Source organism: Allobosea sp. FBZP-16 (genome assembly GCF_002831785.1).
GTDB lineage: Bacteria > Pseudomonadota > Alphaproteobacteria > Rhizobiales > Beijerinckiaceae > Allobosea > Allobosea lupini.
The window spans coordinates 40,328-62,883 of record NZ_LNCQ01000026.1 but is presented as its reverse complement, the minus strand read 5'-3'; the positions used below and the strand labels follow the sequence as shown (position 1 = coordinate 62,883).

The 22,556-nt window shown below is 64.9% G+C and carries 19 protein-coding genes; 18 read left to right on the top strand and 1 reads right to left on the bottom strand.

Annotated elements, in window-relative coordinates; genetic code table 11:
• The first annotated feature begins 103 nt into the window (after positions 1–103).
• From CXY91_RS14090 to CXY91_RS14005, 18 genes are all read left to right on the top strand, one after another.
• Positions 104–5,209, top strand: coding sequence for an N-6 DNA methylase (locus CXY91_RS14090; protein WP_100962024.1), 5,106 nt, complete (start codon positions 104–106; stop codon positions 5,207–5,209).
• A 118-nt stretch (positions 5,210–5,327) separates the two neighbouring features.
• Complete coding sequence (locus tag CXY91_RS14085) at positions 5,328–6,044, top strand: antitoxin Xre/MbcA/ParS-like domain-containing protein (RefSeq protein WP_100962023.1); 717 nt, start codon at positions 5,328–5,330, stop codon at positions 6,042–6,044.
• A gap of 3 nt (positions 6,045–6,047) precedes the next feature.
• Positions 6,048–6,632, top strand: coding sequence for an RES family NAD+ phosphorylase (locus CXY91_RS14080; protein WP_100962022.1), 585 nt, complete (start codon positions 6,048–6,050; stop codon positions 6,630–6,632).
• 279 nt (positions 6,633–6,911) lie between these two features.
• The gene (locus CXY91_RS14075; RefSeq protein WP_100962021.1) at positions 6,912–8,600 is read left to right on the top strand and encodes a ParB/RepB/Spo0J family partition protein; all 1,689 of its coding nucleotides are present in this window, start codon (positions 6,912–6,914) and stop codon (positions 8,598–8,600) included.
• 95 nt (positions 8,601–8,695) lie between these two features.
• On the top strand, positions 8,696–9,169 hold the full coding sequence (locus tag CXY91_RS14070) for a hypothetical protein (protein WP_100962020.1): 474 nt from the start codon (positions 8,696–8,698) through the stop codon (positions 9,167–9,169).
• Positions 9,166–10,059, top strand: coding sequence for a DUF7007 domain-containing protein (locus CXY91_RS14065; protein WP_100962019.1), 894 nt, complete (start codon positions 9,166–9,168; stop codon positions 10,057–10,059). The genes CXY91_RS14070 and CXY91_RS14065 overlap by 4 nt, the downstream gene beginning before the upstream one ends.
• Complete coding sequence (locus CXY91_RS14060; protein ID WP_100962018.1) at positions 10,056–10,379, top strand: hypothetical protein; 324 nt, start codon at positions 10,056–10,058, stop codon at positions 10,377–10,379. The genes CXY91_RS14065 and CXY91_RS14060 overlap by 4 nt, the downstream gene beginning before the upstream one ends.
• 400 nt (positions 10,380–10,779) lie before the next feature.
• Positions 10,780–11,367 carry a hypothetical protein gene (locus CXY91_RS14055; RefSeq protein WP_100962017.1) on the top strand — a complete coding sequence of 196 codons (588 nt, stop codon included), beginning with the start codon at positions 10,780–10,782 and terminating at the stop codon, positions 11,365–11,367.
• A gap of 262 nt (positions 11,368–11,629) precedes the next feature.
• On the top strand, positions 11,630–12,556 hold the full coding sequence (locus CXY91_RS14050) for an ArdC family protein (protein ID WP_100962016.1): 927 nt from the start codon (positions 11,630–11,632) through the stop codon (positions 12,554–12,556).
• Positions 12,557–12,909: 353 nt separating this feature from the next.
• Positions 12,910–13,218: a DUF736 domain-containing protein gene (locus CXY91_RS14045; RefSeq protein ID WP_100962015.1), complete on the top strand. Its 309-nt coding sequence runs from the start codon at positions 12,910–12,912 to the stop codon at positions 13,216–13,218.
• A gap of 478 nt (positions 13,219–13,696) precedes the next feature.
• Entirely contained in the window at positions 13,697–13,903 is a 207-nt protein-coding gene (locus tag CXY91_RS14040; RefSeq protein ID WP_100962014.1) for a hypothetical protein, read from the top strand.
• Between the two features lie 213 nt (positions 13,904–14,116).
• Positions 14,117–14,860, top strand: a complete 744-nt coding sequence (locus CXY91_RS14035) for a ParA family protein (RefSeq protein ID WP_100962013.1) — start codon at positions 14,117–14,119, stop codon at positions 14,858–14,860.
• A 4-nt stretch (positions 14,861–14,864) separates the two neighbouring features.
• Positions 14,865–15,815 carry a ParB/RepB/Spo0J family partition protein gene (locus CXY91_RS14030; protein ID WP_100962012.1) on the top strand — a complete coding sequence of 317 codons (951 nt, stop codon included), beginning with the start codon at positions 14,865–14,867 and terminating at the stop codon, positions 15,813–15,815.
• A gap of 446 nt (positions 15,816–16,261) precedes the next feature.
• Complete coding sequence (locus tag CXY91_RS14025; RefSeq protein ID WP_100962011.1) at positions 16,262–17,929, top strand: Mu transposase C-terminal domain-containing protein; 1,668 nt, start codon at positions 16,262–16,264, stop codon at positions 17,927–17,929.
• Positions 17,920–18,822 (top strand): TniB family NTP-binding protein, encoded by a 903-nt coding sequence (locus CXY91_RS14020; RefSeq protein WP_100962010.1) that lies wholly within the window; start codon positions 17,920–17,922, stop codon positions 18,820–18,822. The genes CXY91_RS14025 and CXY91_RS14020 overlap by 10 nt, the downstream gene beginning before the upstream one ends.
• Entirely contained in the window at positions 18,809–19,732 is a 924-nt protein-coding gene (locus CXY91_RS14015; RefSeq protein WP_158673403.1) for a TniQ family protein, read from the top strand. Before CXY91_RS14020 ends, CXY91_RS14015 begins: the two co-directional genes overlap by 14 nt.
• A 310-nt stretch (positions 19,733–20,042) precedes the next feature.
• Positions 20,043–20,552 (top strand): plasmid mobilization protein, encoded by a 510-nt coding sequence (locus tag CXY91_RS14010; protein ID WP_100962008.1) that lies wholly within the window; start codon positions 20,043–20,045, stop codon positions 20,550–20,552.
• Entirely contained in the window at positions 20,552–21,610 is a 1,059-nt protein-coding gene (locus tag CXY91_RS14005) for a relaxase/mobilization nuclease domain-containing protein (protein WP_100962007.1), read from the top strand. The genes CXY91_RS14010 and CXY91_RS14005 overlap by 1 nt, the downstream gene beginning before the upstream one ends.
• Positions 21,611–21,673: 63 nt before the next feature.
• Here the strand turns inward: CXY91_RS14005 and CXY91_RS14000 are convergent, their stop codons facing one another.
• On the bottom strand, positions 21,674–22,462 hold the full coding sequence (locus CXY91_RS14000) for a class I SAM-dependent methyltransferase (RefSeq protein WP_100962006.1): 789 nt from the start codon (positions 22,460–22,462) through the stop codon (positions 21,674–21,676).
• Positions 22,463–22,556: the final 94 nt, after the last annotated feature.

Sequence of the window (22,556 nt, the reverse complement as noted above, 5' to 3'; positions counted from 1 at the left end):
CTGCCCAGCCGCCCCCATCCCCCGTCCCGCGACCATCGCAACTTCCGTCGGACCTGATCCGGCGGGAGCGATGGCGCGCGCCTCGACCACAGGAGAATTCGCTATGGCGCAAAATCACCGCCTCAATCTCGATCCCTTCACCTTCGACCTCTTCAACGACACCGCGCTCTCATCGAGCCTAAACCTGGGCGTCATGGCCTTCGCCGACGACGTCGCAGCCAATGACGACGATGATCCGGAGCCCACGCCGCCGTCGCCGGCGCAGCGGATTACTCCATCCGCGCCGCAGCCCTCATCGCTTTGTCAGAGCGTCAATTTTGTCCTCGACGGCGACCGCGGCCTCGCGGCGAATTGGAAGGATCGTGCGCGCGACAGCATTGCCGCGATCCGGCTCGCCGCGCGGATCGAAGCCGAGGAGAGGCCTGCGACGTCGGACGAGCAGCGTGCGCTGATCCGCTTCACCGGCTTCGGCGCATCCGACCTCGCCAATGGCGTTTTCCCGCGGCCGGGCAAGACGGCGTTCCGAAAGGGCTGGGAGACGATCGGCGACGCGCTGCAGGACGCGGTCAGCGACGCCGACTACGCTTCGCTGGCGCGCTGTACGCAGTACGCCCATTTCACGCCGGAGTTCATCGTCCAGGCGATCTGGGCCGGCCTGCAGCGGCTCGGCTGGCGCGGCGGCCGAGTACTCGAACCCGGCACCGGCACCGGGCTGTTCGCAGCGCTCATGCCGGAAGCTTTTCGCGATTGCACGCATGTCACCGGTGTCGAGCTCGATCCGACCACGGCGCGCATCGCCCGACTGCTGCAGCCACGCGCCCGCATCCTCACCGGCGATTTCGCCCGAGCCGAGCTGCCGGCGAGCTTCGATCTCGCCATCGGCAATCCGCCGTTTTCCGATCGCGCGGTTCGCTCTGACCGCGCCTATCGTTCGATGGGCTTGCGGCTGAACGACTACTTCATCGCGCGATCGATCGATCTGTTGAAGTCGGGCGGGTTTGCAGCCTTCGTCACCTCGCATGGCACGATGGACAAGGCTGACGCCGCGGCGCGCGAGCACATCGCCAGTTCAGCCGATCTCATCGCCGCAATCCGGCTGCCGCAGGGAAGCTTCCGGGCCGACGCCGGGACGGATGTTGTCGTCGACATCCTCTTTTTCCGGAAGCGAAAGCCAGGCGAGCCGAAGGGCGATCTTGTCTGGCTCAATCTGGAGGAGGTCCAGGCCGGGACCGCCGATGAGGCCGCGATCCGCGTCAATCGCTGGTTCGCAAGCCATCCCGACTTTGTCCTCGGCAGGCACGCTCTCACCTCAGGACCCTTCGGCGAGACCTATAGCTGCATTCCGAAGGCCGACGTTGCTCTCGATGCCGCGTTGGACGCCGCCATCCGTCTCCTCCCGGAGAGCCTCTATGACGGCGAGCCGGAAGCTGTCGATCTCGACGACCGCGAAGCCCCGGATGCGAACATTTCGCTCTCGCCGGAGACGCGCATCCGCGAAGGCAGCTACTTCGTCGATACGCGCCGCGGGCTGATGCAGCTCGTCGACGGCCAGCCTGTCACGGTGACGGTTCGGAAAGGTCGAAGCTCTGAAGGCGTTCCGGCAAAGCACGTCCGGATCATCCAAAAACTGATCCCGATCCGCGATGCCGTGCGCGAGGTCCTCACCTGCCAGGAGCAGGACCGGCCCTGGAAGGATGCGCAGATTGGCTTGCGCATCGCCTGGTCGAGCTTTGTGCGCGACTTTGGCCCGATCAATCACACGACGGTCTCGATCTCGGAGGACGAGACGACCGGCGAGGTCCGCGAATCTCACCGTCGGCCAAACCTGCAGCCTTTTCTCGATGATCCCGATTGCTGGCTCGTCGCCTCGATCGAGGATTACGATCTCGACACCGATACGGCCAAGCCCGGGCCGCTGTTCAGCCAGCGCGTCATCGCGCCGCCTGCGGCACCCGTCATCACTTGCGCCACGGACGCCCTTGCCGTCGTCCTGAACGAGCGCGGCCGGGTCGATCTCGAGCACATCGCCGAGCTGTTGCATCGGGATGTCGCCGACGTCGTCGCCGAGCTGGGCGACGCGATCTTCCAGAACCCGGCTGACGGCGGTTGGCTGATGGCCGACGCCTATCTGTCGGGGCCGGTGCGCGACAAGCTGAAGGTGGCGGAAGCCGCTGCGGAACTCGACCCCGCTTTCGAGCGCAATGTCCGCGCGCTGGCCGCAGTGCAGCCGGCCGATCTTGGGCCGTCCGACATCACCGCGCGTCTTGGCGCGCCCTGGATCCCAGCGTCCGAAGTCGTCGCTTTCATCAAGGAGACCACGGGCGCGGAGGTCACGATCCGGCACATGCCGGAGCTGGCGTCGTGGACGGTGGAAGCACGGCAGCTCGCCTGGCTGGCGGCGGGAACCTCCGACTGGGGCACGGGTCGCCGCCATGCCGGCGAGCTTTTGACCGACGCCCTGAACAGCCGCATCCCCCAGATCTTCGACACGGTCGAACAGGACGGCCGCGAGCGGCGGGTGCTCAACGTCGTCGATACCGAAGCCGCCAAGGAGAAATTGCACAAGATCAAGACGGCTTTCCAGCGCTGGGTCTGGTCCGATCCCGACCGCACCGACCGGCTGGCGCGGGTCTACAATGATCGCTTCAACAATATCGCGCCGCGCGTCTTCGACGGCTCGCATCTCAATCTGCCCGGCGCGAGCGGCGCCTTCACCCTCTATCCGCATCAGAAGCGCGGCATCTGGCGGATCATCACAGCGGGTGCCACCTATCTCGCCCATGCCGTCGGCGCTGGCAAAACCATGACTTTTGCTGCGGCGGTCATGGAGCAGCGCCGACTTGGCCTGATCGCCAAGGCTATGCTTGTGGTCCCGGGGCATTGCCTGGCGCAAGTCGCGCGCGAGTTCCTGGCGCTCTACCCCAACGCCCGCATCCTCGTCGCCGACGAGAGCAACTTCACCAAGGAGAAGCGCCACCGCTTCCTGTCGCGCGCCGCGACCGCGACCTGGGACGCGATCATCATCACCCATTCGGCGTTCCGCTTCATCGACGTTCCCTCCGCCTTCGAGCAGCAGATGATTCAGGACGAACTCGAACTCTATGAGAGCCTCTTGACGAAGGTCGAGACCGACGACCGCGTCTCGCGCAAGCGCCTCGAACGCCTGAAGGAAGGATTGAAGGAGCGGCTGGAGGCGCTCTCGACCCGCAAGGACGATCTCCTGACGATCTCGGAGCTCGGCATCGACCAGATCATCGTCGACGAGGCGCAGGAGTTCCGAAAGCTCTCCTTCGCCACCAACATGTCGACGCTGAAGGGCGTCGATCCCAACGGCTCGCAGCGCGCCTGGGACCTCTATGTGAAGTCCCGCTTCGTCGAGACGATGAACCCCGGCCGGGCGCTCGTGCTGGCATCCGGCACGCCGATTACCAACACGCTCGGCGAGATGTTCTCGGTCCAGCGCCTGATGGACCACGCGTCGCTTCGCCAACGCGGGCTGCATGAATTCGACGCCTGGGCCTCGACCTTCGGCGACACCACGACCGAACTCGAGCTGCAGCCCTCAGGCAAGTATAAGCCGGTCTCGCGCTTCGCCAGCTTCGTCAACGTCCCCGAACTCATTGCGATGTTCCGCTCCTTCGCGGATGTCGTACTGCCCGACGACCTGCGGCGCTATGTGAAGGTGCCGGCGATCTCGACCGGCCGCCGCCAAATCCTGACCGCAAAGCCGACGCAAGCCTTCAAGTCCTATCAGCGCCTGCTCGACGAGCGCATCAAGGCGATCGAGATGCGCGACCGACCGCCGGAGCCCGGCGACGACATCCTGCTTTCGGTCATCACCGACGGACGCCATGCCGCGATCGACATGCGCCTCGTCGATCCAGACAACGACAATGAGGCGGAGAACAAGCTCAACCTGCTGATCGGGAACGCGCTGCGCATCTGGAGCGAGACCGCTGATGCGGCCTATGTCCGGCCGGACGGAAAGCCGTATGAGGTCGCCGGCGCCGCCCAGATGATCTTCTCCGATCTCGGCACGATCAGCGTCGAGAAGAGCCGGGGGTTTTCGGCCTATCGCTGGATCCGCGACGAGCTGGTCCGTCGCGGGGTGCCGGCCTCCGAGATCGCCTTCATGCAGGATTTCAAGAAGTCGGAGGCGAAACAGCGCCTGTTCGGCGATGTCCGCGCCGGCAAGGTGCGCTTCCTGATCGGCTCGTCGGAGACGATGGGCACCGGCGTCAACGCGCAGCTCAGGCTGAAAGCGCTGCATCATCTCGACGTGCCCTGGCTGCCCTCGCAGATCGAACAGCGCGAGGGCAGAATCGTGCGGCAGGGCAACCAGCACGACGAGATCGACATCTTCGCCTACGCGACGCAAGGGTCCCTCGACGCCACCATGTGGCAGAACAACGAGCGAAAGGCCCGCTTCATCGCCGCAGCGCTTTCGGGCGACACTTCGATCCGCCGGCTGGAGGATCTCGGCGAGGGGCAGGCCAATCAGTTCGCCATGGCGAAGGCGATTGCCTCGGGCGATCAGCGGCTGATGCAGAAGGCCGGGCTGGAGGCCGAGATCGCCCGCCTCGAGCGCCTGCGCGCTGCGCATCAGGACGATCAGTTCGCCGTGCGCCGGCAACTTCGCGATGCCGAACGCGATATTGCGGTTTCGACACGTCGCATTGACGAGATCGGGCGTGACATCGAGCGCCTCGTTCCGACGGCCGCCGACGCCTTCGCGATGACCGTGGCGGGGAAGGCTTATGTGGAGCGTAAGGAGGCCGGTCGCGCCTTGCTCAAGGAGATCTTGACCCTCGTGCAGATGCGGCAGGAGGGCGATTTGACCATCGCCACGGTCGGTGGGTTCGACCTGGAGTTCAGCGGCCAGCGCGGCGGGCGCGACGGCTATCGCTATGAGACAATGTTGCTTCGCATCGGCACCGACCATGAGATTGATCTGCCGGTTACGGTGACGCCGCTTGGCGCGGTGTCGCGGCTCGAACACGCGCTCGGGGATTTTGAGGGCGAGCGGGAGCGGTATCGTCAGCGTCTCGCAGAGGCTCAGCGCAGGCTGGCGTCGTATCGGTCGCGCGAGGGCGGAGAGTTCGCCTTTGGCGGCGAACTGGCCGAGAAGCGCCGGCAGTTGGTCGCGATCGAGACAGCGCTGGCCGGCGATATAGACGGGCTAGGTGCGATTGAGACGACGGCTGCTTGAGCGCCCTTAAACCACCCATCGGTGCCGGGGGGATCATCATCATCGGCTCTACGGATCGAACAATCTGGACAATCAGGACAATCAAGGCTATCTATCGGGCTCAATGAGGGAGGCGGTCATGGTCGCATCTGTGCGAAGAGTCCAAACCGAGGCGAGGATTGCCGTTGATCCGGCAGCCCTCGCCGATGTCCTCAAGGTTCTGGCGCGTCACAATCCAGGTCTTTCCAAGACCGCTCTCGAAGCGACGGGCAAGGTCATGGCGGTCGTCTCGGCCGCTGCGTCCCGGCTATCTGTCGAGCAGCAGCGGCGAGTTGCCGGAAGCGACAGCGAGCTGGCTCGCGCCGTCGAAGCCGTCGTTGAGGGCCTCGCAACCGGAGTTGCTCGCAAGCTCATCGAGCTTCCTGTCGAGAAGCCTGTCGAAATCAGCCAGGGATCCGGCCTTGGGCGCACGCTCGATCTTGACGAAGGTCGCCGTCGTCTCGTCGAGTTCGCGAAGCCGGTTCGACTTGAGGACTGGGCGGGTCCGGTCGCGGGCCCTGGCGACATCGAGAAGATGTTCGGCACGAAGCGCTCGACCCTGCATGAATGGCAGAAGCGCGGCGCTGTGATCGGTCTGCTCAAGGGCGAGCGGAAGCATGTCTTTCCTTTGGCCCAGTTCGTGGACGGCCGGCCGGTCGAGGGCATGCCGCAGGTCATGAGGATCATCGGCCATCCGCGTGCCGCGTGGCAATGGCTCATCCAGACCAAGCCGAGCCTCGGCGAAACGCCGCTCGATGGGCTCAAGAGCGGCCGTCTACATGAGGTTCTGGACGCGGCGTCGCGTGACTTCGGCTGAGACGTGAATCTTGATCCCGGGACAGTCGGCGATCTCGCGCTGGCGTTTCAACCGCGCGACTATCTGCGCGTGATGCCTGTTGCCCATATGACGACACCGCTCGGCTTGGGTTTCGGGCAAAGCCGGTTTTCGAGCCCGAGCCAGGCGTTTAAGCTCTTGTATCTTGCCCGAGACCTCGCCACGGCAATTGCGGAAACGATTGTTCGCGACCGTTTTGAAGGCGAGAGCGCCCGTGTTCTGGACGAAAGCGAGATCGAGAATTGGGCGGTCGCCGAGGTCACGGCGATTGCGCCTCTCACCGTTCTTGATCTGCGGACGACCGGACTGCTCAAGCTCGGCGTCAGCACCGACGCGGCGCGCGCAAAGGAGCATCGCGAGGGCCGGGAACTGAGCGAGGCTGTTTACGAGTCCTTCGCCGTGGATGGGCTGCTTTACGCCTCGCGTCTGACCGCGGCCGAATGCGTCGCGGTCTATGACCGGGCCGTCAGCGACAAGTTGACGTCTTCCCGGGCCGTCGAACTGATCAGGCAGACTGATCTCGTTCCCGCGCTACGCTCCATCGGCGTTTCCGTCCGCGCGAAGCGATAGCGACGGTCTGAGCGAAAGGGCGGAAAGCGGGGCGAGAGAGAAAAATGAGCCTTGCTCGCCGATCGGCCATTCCGGTGGCGCTAACGCTCAACCGCCGCCGTCGCGATCCCGGCCCGTCGTCCTTCGCAGGGCTTTGCCCCGCTCGTTCGCCCGACCCGAGATGCTCGGCCGCAGTTGCACCGGCCTGTCCGGTCCGCGGGCTGGGAAGGGTCTTCGGGAAGAAGACTGAACCGGACAGGTCGAGGCCTTGGTCCGGCATCCTCGAAAAGGAGCAATCCCATGCATGTCATGAAAGTCGATCCGCGCGCGCTGAAGGAGAATTCCGATCGGTCGCGCCAGACGAAATCCTCACCCCAGGCCGACGCGCTGCTCCTGGCGACGATCAAGGCGGTCGGGCTCGTCCAGCCGCCGGTGATCGCGCCGGAGACCGATGGCGGCAATGGCTACATCATTGATTCCGGACATCGCCGTGTGAGGCAGGCGATCGCGGCCGGGCTGGAGGAAATCGACGTGCTCGTGGTCGACGCCGCCAACGACAATGGCGCGATGCGCAGCATGGTCGAAAACATCGCCCGCGAGCCGTTGAACCCGGTCGATCAATGGCGGGCGATCGAGCGGCTCGTTGCGCTCGGCTGGACGGAAGAAGCGATCGGCATCGCGCTCGCTTTGCCGGTGCGCCAGATCAAGAAACTCAGGCTGCTGGCGAATGTGCTGCCTGCGATGCTCGACCATATGGCGAAGGGCGACATGCCCAATGAGCAGCAACTGCGCGCGATCGCAGCAGCCAACCTCGACGAGCAGCGCGAGGTCTGGAAGGCGCAGAAGCCGAAAAAGGGCGATCCGCAGGTATCCTGGTGGAGCGTGGCGAACGCTCTGTCGAAGAAGCGCATGTATGCGCGCGACGCGAGCTTTGGCGACGATCTCGCACAGGCCTACGGCATTTCATGGGTCGAGGATCTGTTCGCGCCGGCCGACGAGGACAGCCGCTACACCACCAATGTGGAGGGGTTCCTCGGCGCCCAGCAGGAATGGATGACCATCCACCTGCCCAAGCGCGGCGTCATCACCGACGTCAACAATTGGGGTCAGGTCGTTCTTCCGCCCAAGGCCGAACGCGTCCACGGCAAGCCCGGCAAGAGCGACCGGACGGCGATGTATCTCGACCGCGATGGCAAGGTGCAGAGCGTAAACTTTCGGCTGCCGGAGCCGAAAAAGAAAAGCGCGGACGAGGTCGATGGCGATGACGCGATCGTCATGGCCAAGCCGCGGCCGGACGTGACCCGCAAAGGCGTCGAGATGATCGGCGACCTGCGCACCGACGCGTTGCACGAGGCGCTGGCGCGGGCTCCGATCGAGGACGACACGCTGATGGCGCTGCTCGTGCTCGCGCTGGCCGGCCGCAACATCTCGGTCCAGTCGGGGGCGTCCGATGACGTCTACGGATTTGCCCGGATGGAGCGTCATGCCGTGCAACTGATCGACAGCGACGGCAAGCTCACCTTCGACCGCGACACCCTGCGCGTCGCGGCACGGTCCGCTCTGATCGATGTCCTCTCGGCCCGTGAGAACCGGACCAAAAGCGGCATTGTCGCGCGCCTTGCCGGTGACGCGATCGGCGCGGACGGGTTCCTGCCCACGATGGGCACGGACGAGTTCCTGTCCTGCCTGTCGCGCCAGGCGCTGGAGCGCTCCTGCAAGGACACCCCCGTCCTGCCCCGCGCGAGGGTGAAGGATACGCGCGCCGCGCTCGTCGAACACTTCAGGGAGCAGCGCTTCGTCCACTCGTCGGCGGCGTTTGCGCCGGCCGCTGCCGAGGTCGCGACCTGGCGCTCGAAGAGCGCGGTCAGCGCGGATGACGACGCCGACGTCACGGCGGACGATGCTGATATCGGGTCCGGCGATGCCGCTGCACTCGACGACGTCGATCCCGACACGATCGACGAAGCCTACCGCGTCGCGGCGGAATAGCCCCGACCTCCTCACTCACGTCCGATCGACCTCCCGCCGCCGGCCTCGTGCCGGCGGCGGTTTCGTTTCCACGCAACGCCATCACGGAGGACAACATGTCCGCGCACGCAATCTACGATCATGCACCCATCGGCTCGACCATCGCCTGGTCCGACGGCACGCCGCGGCCGCCCGAGCGCTTCACCAAAAAACTCGCGGCCTGGCAGACAAGCAACGGCAGGGGCCGCCTAATCCGAAAACAGCCTGGCAAGAGCATGGGCAATCTCAGCCTGTCCTCCAGCTTCACCCTGCATAAGGCCGATTTTGGTGCTGGCGGTGTGGTGGCCATCCGGGTCCACCGCACCTTCTCGCTCGACTCCTCGCTGCGCTTCAGCGTGGTCGAGCGACCGGCGATCGGGTCCGTGCGTGTCTTCGATCGTGCCGGGGAGGATGCCGAGCTGATCCATCTCGCTCCGCATCGGCCGGCGGCGGAGGAATGGCTTTCCCGTCATGGCTATCCGCGCGCGGTGCGCGAGGAGGTCACAGCGGACGAGGTTGGCGCCGCCGTCATCGAGGGGAGGGCGGCATGAGCGACGTCCTCTGTTGCGGCACTGCGATCGATGCAGATCCTGCAAATTCAGAGGTCGAGTTCGGGCGATCGGCTGAGGGTTTCCAGGTCGCCCGCGTTGGCGACAGTGCTTTCGCCATGCTGCCGGCGCAGGACGCGCGGCATTATCTCGCGACTGGCTGGCGGATCGCGCGCCCAGTCGCGCAATGGCGTCGGTCCGACTTTTATGGCTATTCCGGCGAACTGGAGAATGAGGCCGCGTTTCGCGCCAAGGTCCTGGACCATGCTGAGCATCAGCGTGAGAAGAGGGCGCTCGGTCGCCGTGAGGTCCATAGCAGGGTGCAGACGCCATGGGGGGTCTCACAGGGCGCGACCGTCTACACCGAGGGCGTCGAATCCCATTCGACCGCAGGGCATGGCGGTTTCAAGCTCTCGGCTGAGCGGAACGAACATGTCCACCCACTCCTGCGAGCGATTGACGGCTGGTACGAGGAGGACTGCGCCTGGGCGATCGTCACCATCACCTTCCCCGACCTTTTCTCCAGTTTTGAGCGGCGTTGCGCCGAGCGCTCGGTCAAGGATAGCTGGCCCGACGCATGGGAGACGATCTTCGGCGTCGTGCTCGGACCGGGTGAATCCTACGAGAAGGACCGGCGTGCCTTCCACGAGGCGCATGCCGACGACTGGATCGTGGTCTCGGCAATCGCGTCCGGACATCACGAGGGGTTTGTCGAGTGCGTCGCCACGCCCGGCGGCCGGCGCGGCGCGGGCACCGAGGAGCGCCGCTTTCTCGTTCCCGCGGACGAATATGCGGTCGGCCGGTTCGGCTTCGTCATCGATCCGAGCCGTAAAGCTGTCTATGGCGGGCCTTCCAGCTTCATCGGCTGGCAGCGCGGAGCGTCACGGTCATGATGGCGCCCGACGCATTGGCGCAGCTCTCGCGCATGGAGGAGGCGCGCCGGCAGGTTCAGCGCCAGCTCGAGCTGATCGACCGCCAGATCACGCGCCGGGCGGCTGCGCTGGTCCCGCAGCAGCGAAGACGCCATGGGGACCGCCGAGGGAAATCGTCCGGCGCATGCACGGTTCTGGAACGCTATCGCTCGACGCATGCTGCGCTGACGGCCGAGCGTCAGCCGGAGATCGACGCGCTGTCGCGCAAACTTTCGCGGCAGGATCAGGCCATCGCCGCCCATTACGAGCGACAACAGATAGCGCTTTCGCGCGCGGCGTGACCGGTGATGCGGAGGGCGGGCGTTGCAGGTCCGTCAGATCGGAGGCAATCGGCGGCGCATGTGGACGAGGCCCCGAGTGTCCGTTTCGGTTGCGTCACTGAGGCGAGGCCGGGCTGGCCCTTGTCCTCTCGGGTTTGCTGCGGTCTGAACCGTCGGCCAGGCGCTTCAAGGCCGCGTGCCGCGCCGCGTGGCGGCCGGCCTCCGCCGATCTCGCAGACGGGGCTGGCGTCCTTCGCAAGGGCTTGCGCCCTGCTTGTTCGCAAGCCTCGTCCGCTCGCCTGGCATAGGCCGTGCCCTGATGCGCCAGAGCTTTCGACGGTTCGGGTCGACCGCACCCGAGGGGACGACGGCCAAGCGCCGATCCGGCTCCAAGGGCGCAACCGAAGAAAGGACTTTTCCCATGGCCAAGACTGCACATTCACCCCGACAGACCGCCCGCGTCGTGCCGCTCCGCAAGAGCACGACCATCGAAATGACCCGGCTTGCCTGCCCCAACGCTCAGCAGGCGATCCTTATCTCCGAGAGTTTCGGGCTCCCGGTCCTCGACGGCGACGGCATCCGCGACATGCACGAGCGGCTGATCGTCGAGACGGCCGCCAGCCTGCAGGACGGGCTCGGCGAGCGGGCCATGCAGATCCACCTGCAGCGCATTGTCGGGGCCTATGTCGGTTCGGCTCATGGCGCCGGGCAGTTTTATTCCCGCGCGGTCACCGAGGCGCGCGACGCCACCGCCAAATCGGCCTGCGACGCTCGCGACGAGGATGTCGATGGCCCGGTCGGCTTCGACGGCCCCGCCCAGCGCAAGCGAGAATTTGCCGCCGACATGGGCGTCCAGGCCCATGCGCTGCTGATGGCGGCCGAGGGCGCTGTCACGGCCTACGAGCAGGTCATCGGCGAGAGGTGGAAGCCCTTCGAGCGAGCCGCTGAGACCACAAGTCCATCCGTCGATCGCAAGGCAGCCGCGGCCCAGATGGCGGCGTTCGGCTGAGCCGGCGCGAGCGGGGCGCCAAGTCCCGCTCGTCATCTATCAAAGTCCGAGGCGAACTTGGCGAAGCAGAGCAGAGCGGATTGGCCCCAATGACCGCGACCCGTCCCGGCCGACGGTCGTAGCCGGGATGGCGTCGGCTGCAACGGCTTTGCCGTCTTCCACTTCGTTCCAGCCCTTCGGGTGCAGCCATCGCCAGACCCCCGGCTTTTCGACCTCCGTGACGGGGTCGCGATCGGCGCGACCTCCACGATGGAGGTTGGACATGAGCAGGTCAGAAGAGCAGTCGCGCGCGGACATCTATGCGCGCATCACCGACAGGATCGTCGCAGATCTGCAGAAGGGCGTGCGCCCCTGGATGCAGCCATGGCATTCGGGCAACGGCAGCGCAGGCGCGTCGCGGCCGCTGCGGCATAATGGATTGCCCTATAGCGGGATGAACGTGCTCCTGCTGTGGTCTGAAGCCGCAGCGCGCGGCTTCGCCTCGCCGATCTGGATGACGTTCAAGCAGGCGCTCGAACTTGGCGGCGCTGTCCGCAAGGGCGAGACCGGCTCGACGGTCGTCTTCGCCAGCCGTTTCAAGAAAACCGAAACCGATGCCTCGGGCGACGCCGTCGATCGCGAGATTCCGTTCCTCAAATCCTACACGGTCTTCAACGCCGAGCAGATCGACGGCCTGCCCGCCGATGATCGCGGGCAATCAGAATGGTCGCGTGATCCGATCGAGCGGATCGATCATGCTGATCGCTTCTTCGCCCAGACCGGCGCCGTCATCCGACATGGCGGCGACCGCGCCTACTACTCTCCCGCGACGGACCACATTCAGATGCCGCCCTTCGCGATGTTTCGCGACGGGGGCTCTTATGTCGCGACGCTGAGCCATGAGGTGACGCATTGGACGGCGGCCCCGCATCGCGTGAACCGCGATCTCAGCCGCTACGGCAAGGACCGGAGCGAGCGGGCGCGCGAGGAGCTGATCGCGGAACTTGGAAGCTGCTTCCTCTGCGCCGATCTCGGTATCACGCCGGAGCTGGAGCCGCGTCCAGATCATGCCAGCTATCTCGCTTCCTGGCTCGCGGTTCTGTCCAGCGACAAGCGCTTAATCTTTGCGGCCGCGGCGCATGCACAGCGGGCCGTCGCCTATCTCCACGGGCTTCAGCCGCAGACCAGCTTGATCGCGGAGGCTGCGTGAGTAGTCGAGCTCGATGATGCCGGATGCAGTTAGGGATCAGTGCAGGGCGCTACCACCATGCGTTCCCCGGCTGTTTCCAAGGGCCTTTCCGTCCACTGCGTCCTCGTTGGGCATGTCTGACCGGAGGCCGTCGTCGCTGGCGCGCCGTCTCGCTCTCACACCTGCAACGGCCGTCCACGACTTTCTTCCCCTGGGTCCTGCGGTCCCATTCCCCGCGGGACAAGAAAGCCGCTCCCGGACGTCCTTCACTGCGTTGCGGTCCCTTCAGGATGCAGGTCGAGCGCCTCCGGTCTTTCGACTGCCATCGAGGTCGCGATGGGCGATAGCCTCGAGCAACCAGAAGGAATTACGACATGGCGATCATCGGCAGCTTCACCTCGAACGGCGACGGCTTCAACGGCACGATCAAGACCCTCAACCTCAACGTCAAAGCCAAGATGGTGCGCCCGGAGCGGTCATCCGAAAAGGGTCCGGCCTTCCGCATCCTGGCGGGCACCGTGGAGTTCGGCGCAGCCTGGCAGAAGACCTCGGATGAAGGGCGCGATTATCTCTCGGTCAAGCTCGACGATCCGAGCTTCCCCGCCCCCATCTACGCCAACCTGATCCAAGTCGAAGGCGCGGAAGGCCTCCAGCTCATCTGGTCGCGCCCGAACCGCAACTGAGCCCCCAGTCCACGATGGCCCCGCCGCGAGGCGGGGCCAATCCTCGGGCCCGGCCGCGCCGGAAACCACCTCGGCTTTTCACCTCGTCAGCCCCCTGTTGGTTCAAACCACAGCCGGCTCCTGGAGCCGTCAACGCGCGGATTGTGGTTCAGACAACCGCCGCCTCGCATAGACTGCGATCAAGTGATTTGTGGTTCAAACCACATCTCGGCATTTGTTGGTTTGAACCACACCTTGGCCTTCGCGCCATTTGCGCCGTGTCAGCCGCCCTGGTGCTTCCCGCGTGAACTGGAGGGGCTCTCTGGTCGTGCCATGGTACGGCCGGCGGAGCCCGCCTAAAGGACGCGCGGTACCCCCAAAATGCTGCGCATTTCGGCTCCCCCACGCGCCGCCTCCGGCGGTCGGCTTCGCCGATCCTTGACCCGGTCTCCACCGACGCGTGGCGCGCCTTCGTCCATTCGAGACGAAGGAGGTTCTCATGACCATGCCGATCGATCAGCAGATTGCCGAACTCAAGGCCGAGCTGGCCAACGCCTGCCTGACACCGCGCGAGCGGCGCGAAGCGCAGCGCGAGCTTGAATTCCTGACCGAGCAGGACCGCAGCGATGCGGAGACGGGGTATTTCGCGGATGTCGAGGGCTGGGCTGCAGTCCACGCCGGCGGGCTTGCCGCACTGCCATTCTGAGCATCACGATCCGAGACGGCCGGTCTGACGCCACGCGCGTCGGGCCGGCTTTTCGCATGTCGCCCTGGCCTGCGCTTGCTCTGCTGCGCGCAGGCCAGGAGGCCCGTGGTCTATCGCCAACGGTGTGGTTTAAACCACACCCGTCACGTCATCGCCGCGATCTCCCGCCAGAACACGCTCCGATTGAAAACATCAGGGCTCTGTCGCGTTTGCATGAAGACCATCGTAATCAACAACCAGAAGGGCGGCGTTGGCAAGACGACGCTGGCCGTTCATCTCGCCTGGCACCTGGCCGAAACCGGCGGCCGCGTGCTGCTGATCGACGCTGATGCTCAGGGCAACGCCACCGATACGATGAAGCGTCATCGTGGCGATGTGACCGCGGCCGAGCTGTTTCGACAGGGCAGTGCTCCAGTCACTGGTGGAGTAGACGGGATCACGCTCGCGGCTTCTGACAGCTCCCTCACCGATGTCGACCGCAGCGATGCCGCCGCCATCCAACAGTTCCGCGACAATCTGCGCTCGGTGAGCGCGGTGTTCGACGTCTGCGTCATCGACACGCCGCCATCGCTGGGCTTGCGCAGCGTGGCCGCGCTGGTCTCCGCGAGCCATGTGCTGTCGCCGATCTATCTCGAGGACTATTCCGTAAAGGGCGTGAAGGGCCTGCTCCAGACCGTGATCGGTGTGCAGAAGCGCTATGGCCGATCCGACATGAAATTTGTTGGGCTCCTGCCGTCGAACTTCAACACGAAGTCGCCGCGCCAGCGTGCGCATCTCGACCAGCTTTTGCGCGAGGCCGGCAAGTACGTTTTTCCAGGCCACATCGTCGCGCGCGACGGCTATGCGGAAGCGGTCGCCGAGGGCGTGCCCGTGTGGAAGCTGAAGAAGCGTTCGGCGCAGGAGGCCGGCCGCGAAATCCGACTCGTGCTGTCGCGCATCGTCGAGCAGATGGGGTGATCGCATGGCACTTGATCTGAGCTTCAAGGACCTCGCAGATGTTGCTGCCGGCGACGCGTCGGACGGCCGCCCTCTCAAAGTCGCGCTGAATCTGATTGATGAGGATCCCGATCAGCCGCGCCGGGAGTTTCCGGAAGACGAACTGCAGCAGCTTGCTGCGTCGATCCGGATCGACGGCATCCTTCAACCGATCGTGGTCAGGCGCTCGGAACAGGCCGACCGTTTCATCATCGTGATGGGTGCGCGGCGCTATCGCGCGGCGAAGATAGCCGAACTGGTCGAGGCGCCCGTCTTCGTTCAGGACGACGCTGGGGCGAACCCTTACGCTCAGATGGTCGAGAACATTCAGCGCGACGATCTTAAGCCCAGCGAAATCGCGCGCTTCGTAACGGCGCGGCTCGAAGCTGGCGAGAAGCAGACCGAGATTGCCCGGCGGCTGGGCAAGCCGCGTGACTGGGTGTCGCGCTATGCGGCAGTTCCGAAGATGCCGGGCTTCTTGCAGGAGAAGCTCGCCACCAGTTCGATCCGAGCCGTTTACGAGCTCTACCAAGCGTGGCGGCAGGAGCCATCCGAGGTGGAGCGAGCCGTCAAGGTGCGCGATGCCTTCACCGATGCACAGGCCCGAGAGTTTGCATTCGCTGTCCGGTCGCCCGTGGAGCCTGCGGCAGCGCACGGCAAAGCAGCAGCGGATGCGGCGAGGGAAGTCCGACCGTCGGAAAAAGGTTGCGCACCAGTTCGCGCGAAGCCATCCTCAAGCTCAGCCACAGCGCCGTCCGTTCCGAGCACAACAGGCACTGCCATCGTGCGGGTGCGCGCCGGCAAGCGGGTCGGCCAGTTAGTTCTCGACGCAAGGCCGGATGCCGAACAAGGAAGCGCCCGCGTCGCCTTCGATGATGGCACTAGCGAAGACGTGTCTGTTCGCGAGCTTCGGATTGACGCGGTGCTGGTTGGCTGAGCAGCGCGGGCCCGTCTGCTGTCAATTCCCCGGTGTGGTTTGAACCACGCTTCCCTCCGTCCTTGTTTGGTCGCCCGGACCCGCTGCGGGGCGCTTCCTTATGGGCAATTCCCATACGGCAGTGGTTACACCTATTCGAATCGTTAACTGTCGGTGCGCCGACATCCGTGAACTGGCCTTCTGGCAAAACCCAGACAACGAAGGGATTTCGGGCCGCTCGGCCGGTTCCAAATCTGTGAACTGGCTACGAAATGTGCCATGTTCGCGTACTGAGTCGTTTTCCACTTGGAGGGCGATTTGCTGCGCACTTCCTCACATTGGCGGCGAGAAGCCAGCGGGCTTTGGCGCTTTTTGTCGCGCTCGCTTAGCCTGCGCGCCGATGGACGACCGATTTGCTCGTCGGCAGCGCGGTGCGTTGCCGGAAGCGCTTGGTCGGTCGCGATTAGATGACCGGCTCAGACCTCACCTCTGTCGAGGCCGCTGCCTGGAACGAGGCCTGCCGATGCCTGCCCGTGATCCGGCGTTTAGCTGAGCATGCCGGGCGCACGCGAGAGCAGGTCGAGGTGGCCGCCAACGAACTCGGCTGCGGTGCGACGCATGTCTACGCGCTCCTGCGCCGGTATCTGGCGGACCCGCGTCTGACCAGCCTGTTGCGGCGCTCGTCCGGGCCGAAACGCGGCTTCTCGCGTCTCGATCAGGCAGTGGATGCGCTGATCGACGAGGTGACGGACAGCTTCTACCTGACGCGGCAACAAGCCCGGATTTCAGATCTCGTCGTCGAGGTGCGACGGCGTTGCGGCATCGCCGGCCTTGAGCCGCCGGGCCGGAAGGCGATCACCAAGCGCCTGCGCGCCAGGCCGCTCCACGAACTCGTTGCCAAACGCCAAGGCCGGCAGGCAGCCCGAAATCGCTTCACCCCGGTGGTCGGCGCGCTCGAAGTGCGGCGGCCGCTCTCGCTCGTACAGGTCGATCACACGCTGGTCGATGTGATCGTCGTTGACTCCACGACGCGCAGGCCGATCCAACGCCCGTGGCTGACGCTCGCCATCGACGTCTGCAGCCGTTGCGTAGCCGGATTTCATCTGACGCTGGAGCCGCCGTCGGCGACCTCCGTCGCGCTCTGCATCAGTCATGCGGCCTTGCCGAAAGCAAGCTGGCTCGCGGAACGCGGCATCCAAGCGGACTGGCCAGTGCAAGGCCTGCCGGAGCGGCTGCATCTCGACAACGCCAAGGAGTTCCGGTCGGAAGCACTGGCGCGAGGATGCGAGCAATACGGCATCGGCATCGACCACCGCCCAGTCCGGACGCCGCATTATGGCGGGCATATCGAGCGCTTGATCGGCACGATGATGGGCAAGGTCCATCTGCTGCCGGGCACGACATTCTCGGACGTCCAGGCGAAAGGGAACAGCGACCCGGACAAGACAGCGGCGATGACGCTCGACGAAGTCGAACGCTGGCTCGGTCACGCGATTGCCGGCGTTTATCATCGCGAGCTGCATCGCGCCCTTGGCTCGACGCCGCTCGATGCTTGGCGACGCGGCGTCGAAGGCGATGCAGCGACACCGGGGCGCGACGCGCTGCGCGTCGTCGCCGACCCGAGACGGTTCCTGATCGACTTCCTGCCGATCGCGCGGCGGCGCATCCGCCGCGATGGCGTCGCTTTGCACTCGATCGCCTATTGGGCGGATGTGCTGACTACCTGGATCGGCCGGCCTGAGCCGGTGATCGTGCGCTACGATCCACGCGATCTCAGCCGAATCTATCTTCTCGGTCCCGATGGCGTCTATTACGACCTCGCTTATCGGGATCTCCGGCTGCCGCCGATCAGCCTTTGGGAGCACCGGCTGGCGCTGAAACGTCTGCGCGAGGATGGGCGGCGGCTTATCGACGAGCCCGCGATCTTTCGGACGATCGAAGCCATGCGTTCGATCAGCGATGCGGCCGTGATCGCCAGCAAGGTTGCCCGCCGCCAGCGCGAGCGACGCCTGCATGCACCGAACCGGTCGACCGATTTGCCGAGCAGCACAGCGCAGAAGCCGGCTGAACCTCGCGAAGCTGATGCGCTGCTGGCGCCGCATGAGCGCATGTTCCCGGTCGAGGAATGGTCGTGAGCGAGGCTTATGCGCATCTGCACCCTTCGATTCGGCATTTGGCCGACGAAGATCAGGCTGCCCGAATACGACGCATCCGCACCGATCGGTGGATCGGATACGCGCGAGCCGAGCTAGCCTTGGGAGCGCTTGACGACCTGTTGAGCTTTCCGAAGCGGACGCGGATGCCGAATCTGCTCGTCGTCGGCCCGACCAACAACGGCAAGACCATGATCGTCGAGAAGTTCAGGCGGGCGCACCCGCTTCGGGAGGCGTGTGAGACGCCGGGCGGCATGGCGAGCATTCCCGTGTTGAAGGTCCAGATGCCGCCGGGACCCGATGAATGCCGGTTTTTCGGCGCGATCCTCGACGCGCTCGGGATGCCGCATGCGCCTCACGGACGCGTCGCAGCCAAGCAGGATGCGGCGCTGCGGGTGCTGCGCGACACCGGCGTACGCGTGCTCGTCATCGACGAACTGCACAATCTGCTGTCAGGGTCGGCCCTGCAGCAGCGCCGTCTCCTGAACCTGCTGCGATGGCTCGGCAACGAGTTGCAGATCGCGTTGGTAGGCGTCGGCACGGCCGAGGCGCTGCGCGCCATCCGCAGCGATGATCAGCTTGCCAATCGCTTCGAGCCGTTCCCGCTGCCGCTGTGGGACGACGACGACGGCTTCAGGCGGCTGCTGAGCACGCTGGAGGCGGTCCTGCCGCTCAGGCGCGCCTCAGGGCTCGCGGAGCCGGCGATCGCGTCGAGAATCCTTGCCGGTTCGGAAGGAGTGCTTGGCGAGATCGTCTCGATGGTCGTAAGGGCGGCGGTGATGGCGATCAGTTCCGGCGTCGAAGCGATCACGATGCGGACGTTGGACGGTGCCGGGTTTGTGCGACCGTCCGAGCGGCGTCGTGTCGCTATCTGATCTCTTCGCCGTCGAGCCGGTTGCCGATGAACACGCCGATGCGCGCGTTCGCTTGCCACATTACGTTGAACCCATTGAAGGCGAAGCGCTGCTGTCATGGCTGATCCGCGTTGGCCGCGGGCTTGGTCTCTCCCCAGTTGAGCTGTCTCGCGGTGCTTTCGGCGTCGATGCGCTTGCCGCGCCGGAATGGTGGCGACGCCCGGATGATCTCACGTTGAGGTTGATCGCCCGCCGTGGCGGACTTTCGCGCGAACGGCTCGAGGCGATGACGCTGCGGGGATGGGAGAGGGCGTGCGACGATGAGGATGCCGATCGGTTCAGCGCTGCCCGGCGCCACGAAAGGCCGAGCCGCGTGCGTGGCCGCCCCATCGCCGTGTGTCGCCAGTGCCTGGCGCACGCCTCGCAGGCGCACCTCCAGCTTTCCTGGATGCTGGGATGGACCGCCGTCTGCGAGCGCCATGGAACGGTGCTCGTGAGCGTATGCGGAGTGTGCAAACGCCCGCTTCGGATCGGGAGCTTGGCATTGAATCGATGCGCCGACTTCTTGATCTGCGGCCGGTGCGGCTCCTCTCAGCGCGGCGGTTCAGGAGAAGCGGCGCATGCGAGCACCGTGGCCCTGCAAGCTGTGCTGATCGCCGGCAAGCGCAAAGGCAGGACCTTGTTGCCGGGCCTCGGTCCAATGGACTGGCAGATGACAATCACTTTCGTCGATATGGTCCTCGCTATGGTCTGGAGCGGACAGTCGGATGAACGGCGCGAGCGTCTGTTCGCGAGGATTGCGGACGATATCGACATGACGGACGAGCTCTGGGTGACGCAGCCTTGGCGGTCGAACTATGGCGCGTTGCTCATTCTGGCATGGGTGCTGAGCGATCTCGCGTCTCGATTGAGGGTGATGGCTACGAGCTAGGCCTGACGCATCAGGATGATGTTCTGACTCCGTCCACCTGGCTGGCGGCGACATCCGCGTTCGGCCCATCTCGGTCTTCCGCGGTTCGAAGTCCGTGAACTGGGTTCGCGGGTCTGAGCGCCAGTTCACGGTTGGCGGCCCCAGTTCGCGGAATTGAGCGCACCGACAATAACCGAGGTGGATTGTTGAGAGTCCTTGGTTGGGTCTCTAGTGCAGGATAGGCTTGTCGCCAGCGAATTATTACGCCAGTTTGGCGTGGCGACGCGCTTCGGCGCGTGGCTGGTTTTGGCTGGCGTGAGAGGGCGCTTTGATGCCGACACTGACGCTGCGGGTTTCGGATGAGTTGGCGCTTCAATTCGCTGCGCTCGCGGCGACGGAGGGCGGCAAGTCGGCGCTCATTCGGCGGCTGCTCGAGGGCGCTGTCGGTGCGCCGGAATCTAAGCGCGCGCCTGTCGCGGTCGGGGCGCCGCAGAAGGTGACGGTGCGCTTTCGGGAGAGCGAGTTGCGTCAGCTTGGCGAGATGGCGACATCGCGCGGGATGACGCGGACGCAGTGGATCACGTCGCTGGTGCGGTCGCGGCTTGGTGCTCCGGCGCAGCAGTCCGACGGCGAGCGCGAGGCGTTGCGGGCGATCGCGCGCGAGCTGAATCGGATTGGCGGCAACATCAATCAGATCGCCCGTGCAGCAAACCGTAGCGAGCTCGATCCAGGCGCCGACAGCTGGAGGATGTTGAACGAAACCCGCGTCGCACTGGAAGCGCTTCAGGGCGAACTAAAAGGCGTTTTGGACCGGACCAGCACCTATTGGGAGGGCCGGTGATGAGCGGGAAGGGTGCCCAGGAGCTTCTCGATGACCTGCCGCCGATCTCTTATGTCTGGCGGACGCCGGTGCGCCGGCCGCGCGTGACCGAGGCCGACATTCCCGATCCAGTAGCGCCGCAGCGCGTCACACCGGCGATGCGGGCGCGGCTCGAGCGGATCGTCGGGCGCGCGCCGGAGGTGATGGTCAAGATCACCGGGCGCACGAAAGATGCCGGGCATCTCAAATCCCATCTCGAATACATCATGCGCAATGGCGAGCTGACGGCGGAGACCGAGCAGGGTTCGCTCATGCAGGGCAGGGAGGGTCTCAAGGATCTTCAGTCGCGCTGGACGGAGGATGCCGTGCTCGACGATAAGCGCCGGCGCGACGGCAGCGTGTCGGTGAACATCATTCTCTCGATGCCGCCGGGCACCAATCCAAGCGCGGTGAAGGATGCCGTACGGGCGTTCGCGATCGAGACTTTCGAGGCCAACCACGACTACGCCTTCGTCCAGCATCTGGATGACAAGCATCCACATGTGCATCTGACGGTTCGCTCGCAGGGCTACAATGGCAAGCGCCTCAACCCGCGAAAGGCCGATCTGGCGACATGGCGAGAGCGGTTCGCCGGCGAGCTACGCTTGCGCGGCGTCGCGGCCGAGGCGACGCCGCGGCGGACGAGGGGAAAGGTACGCAAACACGACAAGGGGACGGTGGTGGCGCTACGCCGGCGTGGCATCGTTCCCGATACCGACAAGGGCGCAAGAGACGACGTCGTTCGGGCGGCGAAGTCCGGTGTCGGCGGCGCACGCCCCTGGGAGGCAAAGGCTCGCGAACGTCAGGCCAAGATCCGCGCTCAGTACTTGGCTCACGCCAAGGAGCTCGAGCGGACCGGGAAGGGGAGCGATCTGGCTCTGGCGACGAAGGTGCGGGAATTCGTGGCAAAAATGCCGGACCCGGAAACGAGGCGCGAGCAGTTGGTGCGGGAACTAGCCTCCGCAGCTCAGCGCACTCGAGCTGGTAAGGACCAAGCTCCTGATCGCAAAGGCAGGGATACAGATGGGCAAGAACGATGAGATCAATTTGGCGAAATTTAGTCTACAATTCGCGCACGAGTTCTTGTGATGAGCGCGCACCAGTTATTTTGGGACGCGACCCACGATCGCATGGGCGCGCGCACTATAAATAATGCGCCCTTGGGCATCCGCAGGCAGGCGCAGACGCACGCGCTCCTTTAGGAGTTCTGCGTCGATGTTAGTCAAGCTTGCGATTTGCTCGCCAATGCTGGCGCCGGTTAATCCTATCGTCCAGAATTCTTCGAAACTGGCGAACTCTCGTTGCACGACGATTTCTCGAGAATCGAGATGCTCAAGTCCGGCACTTTCCCACAGCTCAAGCAGGGCATCCATCCGAGAGACCTCAGGATATGGTGGGCGCATAGGAACGATCCCGAAAGGCAGCATCTCGTCCTGGATAGCTGCCAGCGGAAAGCCGCGGCCGGGGATGTCCCAGGCATATGCCGAGACCCAGCCGCCAGGGCGCACGACGCGCACCATTTCGGCGACACCTTTGGCCGGCTCGGGAACGAAGAATATCACTAGCGCCATCACGGCGGCATCAAACCGATGATCATCGAAAGGCAACGCCATCGCGTCGCCTTGCTGAAATTTTGCCAGCCGCGCCGCAGATCGCTTACGCGCAAAAACAAGCTGTCCAGAAGAGGGGTCGACCCCTTGAACCTCAGCTGGCGCAAATCGATCAACGACGAGTTGAGTAAAGGCGCCGTTGCCGCAGCCGACGTCGATCCAGCGCAGACCGCTTGGCAGCGATAGCCAATCCAGGAAAACGTCACCAACAAGCTGGCTCCATTTTCCCATCAAAAGCTCGTACGCAGCCCCGTCCTCGAAGCTGATTTTTTGTTCGGGCATCGTCTGGTTCTTTCTGACAATTGACGCCGTTGAATGACGTGAGGCGCGCGATGCGCCTGACCAGCGAGTTGAAATCGCCGGGCGTCAACCCTCG

Bases quoted from the DNA above. Each gene is read 5' to 3' on its own strand.
- CXY91_RS14090 (WP_100962024.1), top strand. From the start codon at position 104: ATGGCGCAAAATCACCGCCTCAATCTCGATCCCTTCACCTTCGACCTC.
- CXY91_RS14085 (WP_100962023.1), top strand. From the start codon at position 5,328: ATGGTCGCATCTGTGCGAAGAGTCCAAACCGAGGCGAGGATTGCCGTT.
- CXY91_RS14075 (WP_100962021.1), top strand. From the start codon at position 6,912: ATGCATGTCATGAAAGTCGATCCGCGCGCGCTGAAGGAGAATTCCGAT.
- CXY91_RS14070 (WP_100962020.1), top strand. From the start codon at position 8,696: ATGTCCGCGCACGCAATCTACGATCATGCACCCATCGGCTCGACCATC.
- CXY91_RS14065 (WP_100962019.1), top strand. From the start codon at position 9,166: ATGAGCGACGTCCTCTGTTGCGGCACTGCGATCGATGCAGATCCTGCA.
- CXY91_RS14060 (WP_100962018.1), top strand. From the start codon at position 10,056: ATGATGGCGCCCGACGCATTGGCGCAGCTCTCGCGCATGGAGGAGGCG.
- CXY91_RS14055 (WP_100962017.1), top strand. From the start codon at position 10,780: ATGGCCAAGACTGCACATTCACCCCGACAGACCGCCCGCGTCGTGCCG.
- CXY91_RS14050 (WP_100962016.1), top strand. From the start codon at position 11,630: ATGAGCAGGTCAGAAGAGCAGTCGCGCGCGGACATCTATGCGCGCATC.
- CXY91_RS14045 (WP_100962015.1), top strand. From the start codon at position 12,910: ATGGCGATCATCGGCAGCTTCACCTCGAACGGCGACGGCTTCAACGGC.
- CXY91_RS14040 (WP_100962014.1), top strand. From the start codon at position 13,697: ATGACCATGCCGATCGATCAGCAGATTGCCGAACTCAAGGCCGAGCTG.
- CXY91_RS14035 (WP_100962013.1), top strand. From the start codon at position 14,117: ATGAAGACCATCGTAATCAACAACCAGAAGGGCGGCGTTGGCAAGACG.
- CXY91_RS14030 (WP_100962012.1), top strand. From the start codon at position 14,865: ATGGCACTTGATCTGAGCTTCAAGGACCTCGCAGATGTTGCTGCCGGC.
- CXY91_RS14025 (WP_100962011.1), top strand. From the start codon at position 16,262: ATGACCGGCTCAGACCTCACCTCTGTCGAGGCCGCTGCCTGGAACGAG.
- CXY91_RS14020 (WP_100962010.1), top strand. From the start codon at position 17,920: ATGGTCGTGAGCGAGGCTTATGCGCATCTGCACCCTTCGATTCGGCAT.
- CXY91_RS14010 (WP_100962008.1), top strand. From the start codon at position 20,043: ATGCCGACACTGACGCTGCGGGTTTCGGATGAGTTGGCGCTTCAATTC.
- CXY91_RS14005 (WP_100962007.1), top strand. From the start codon at position 20,552: ATGAGCGGGAAGGGTGCCCAGGAGCTTCTCGATGACCTGCCGCCGATC.
- CXY91_RS14000 (WP_100962006.1), bottom strand. From the start codon at position 22,462: ATGCCCGAACAAAAAATCAGCTTCGAGGACGGGGCTGCGTACGAGCTT.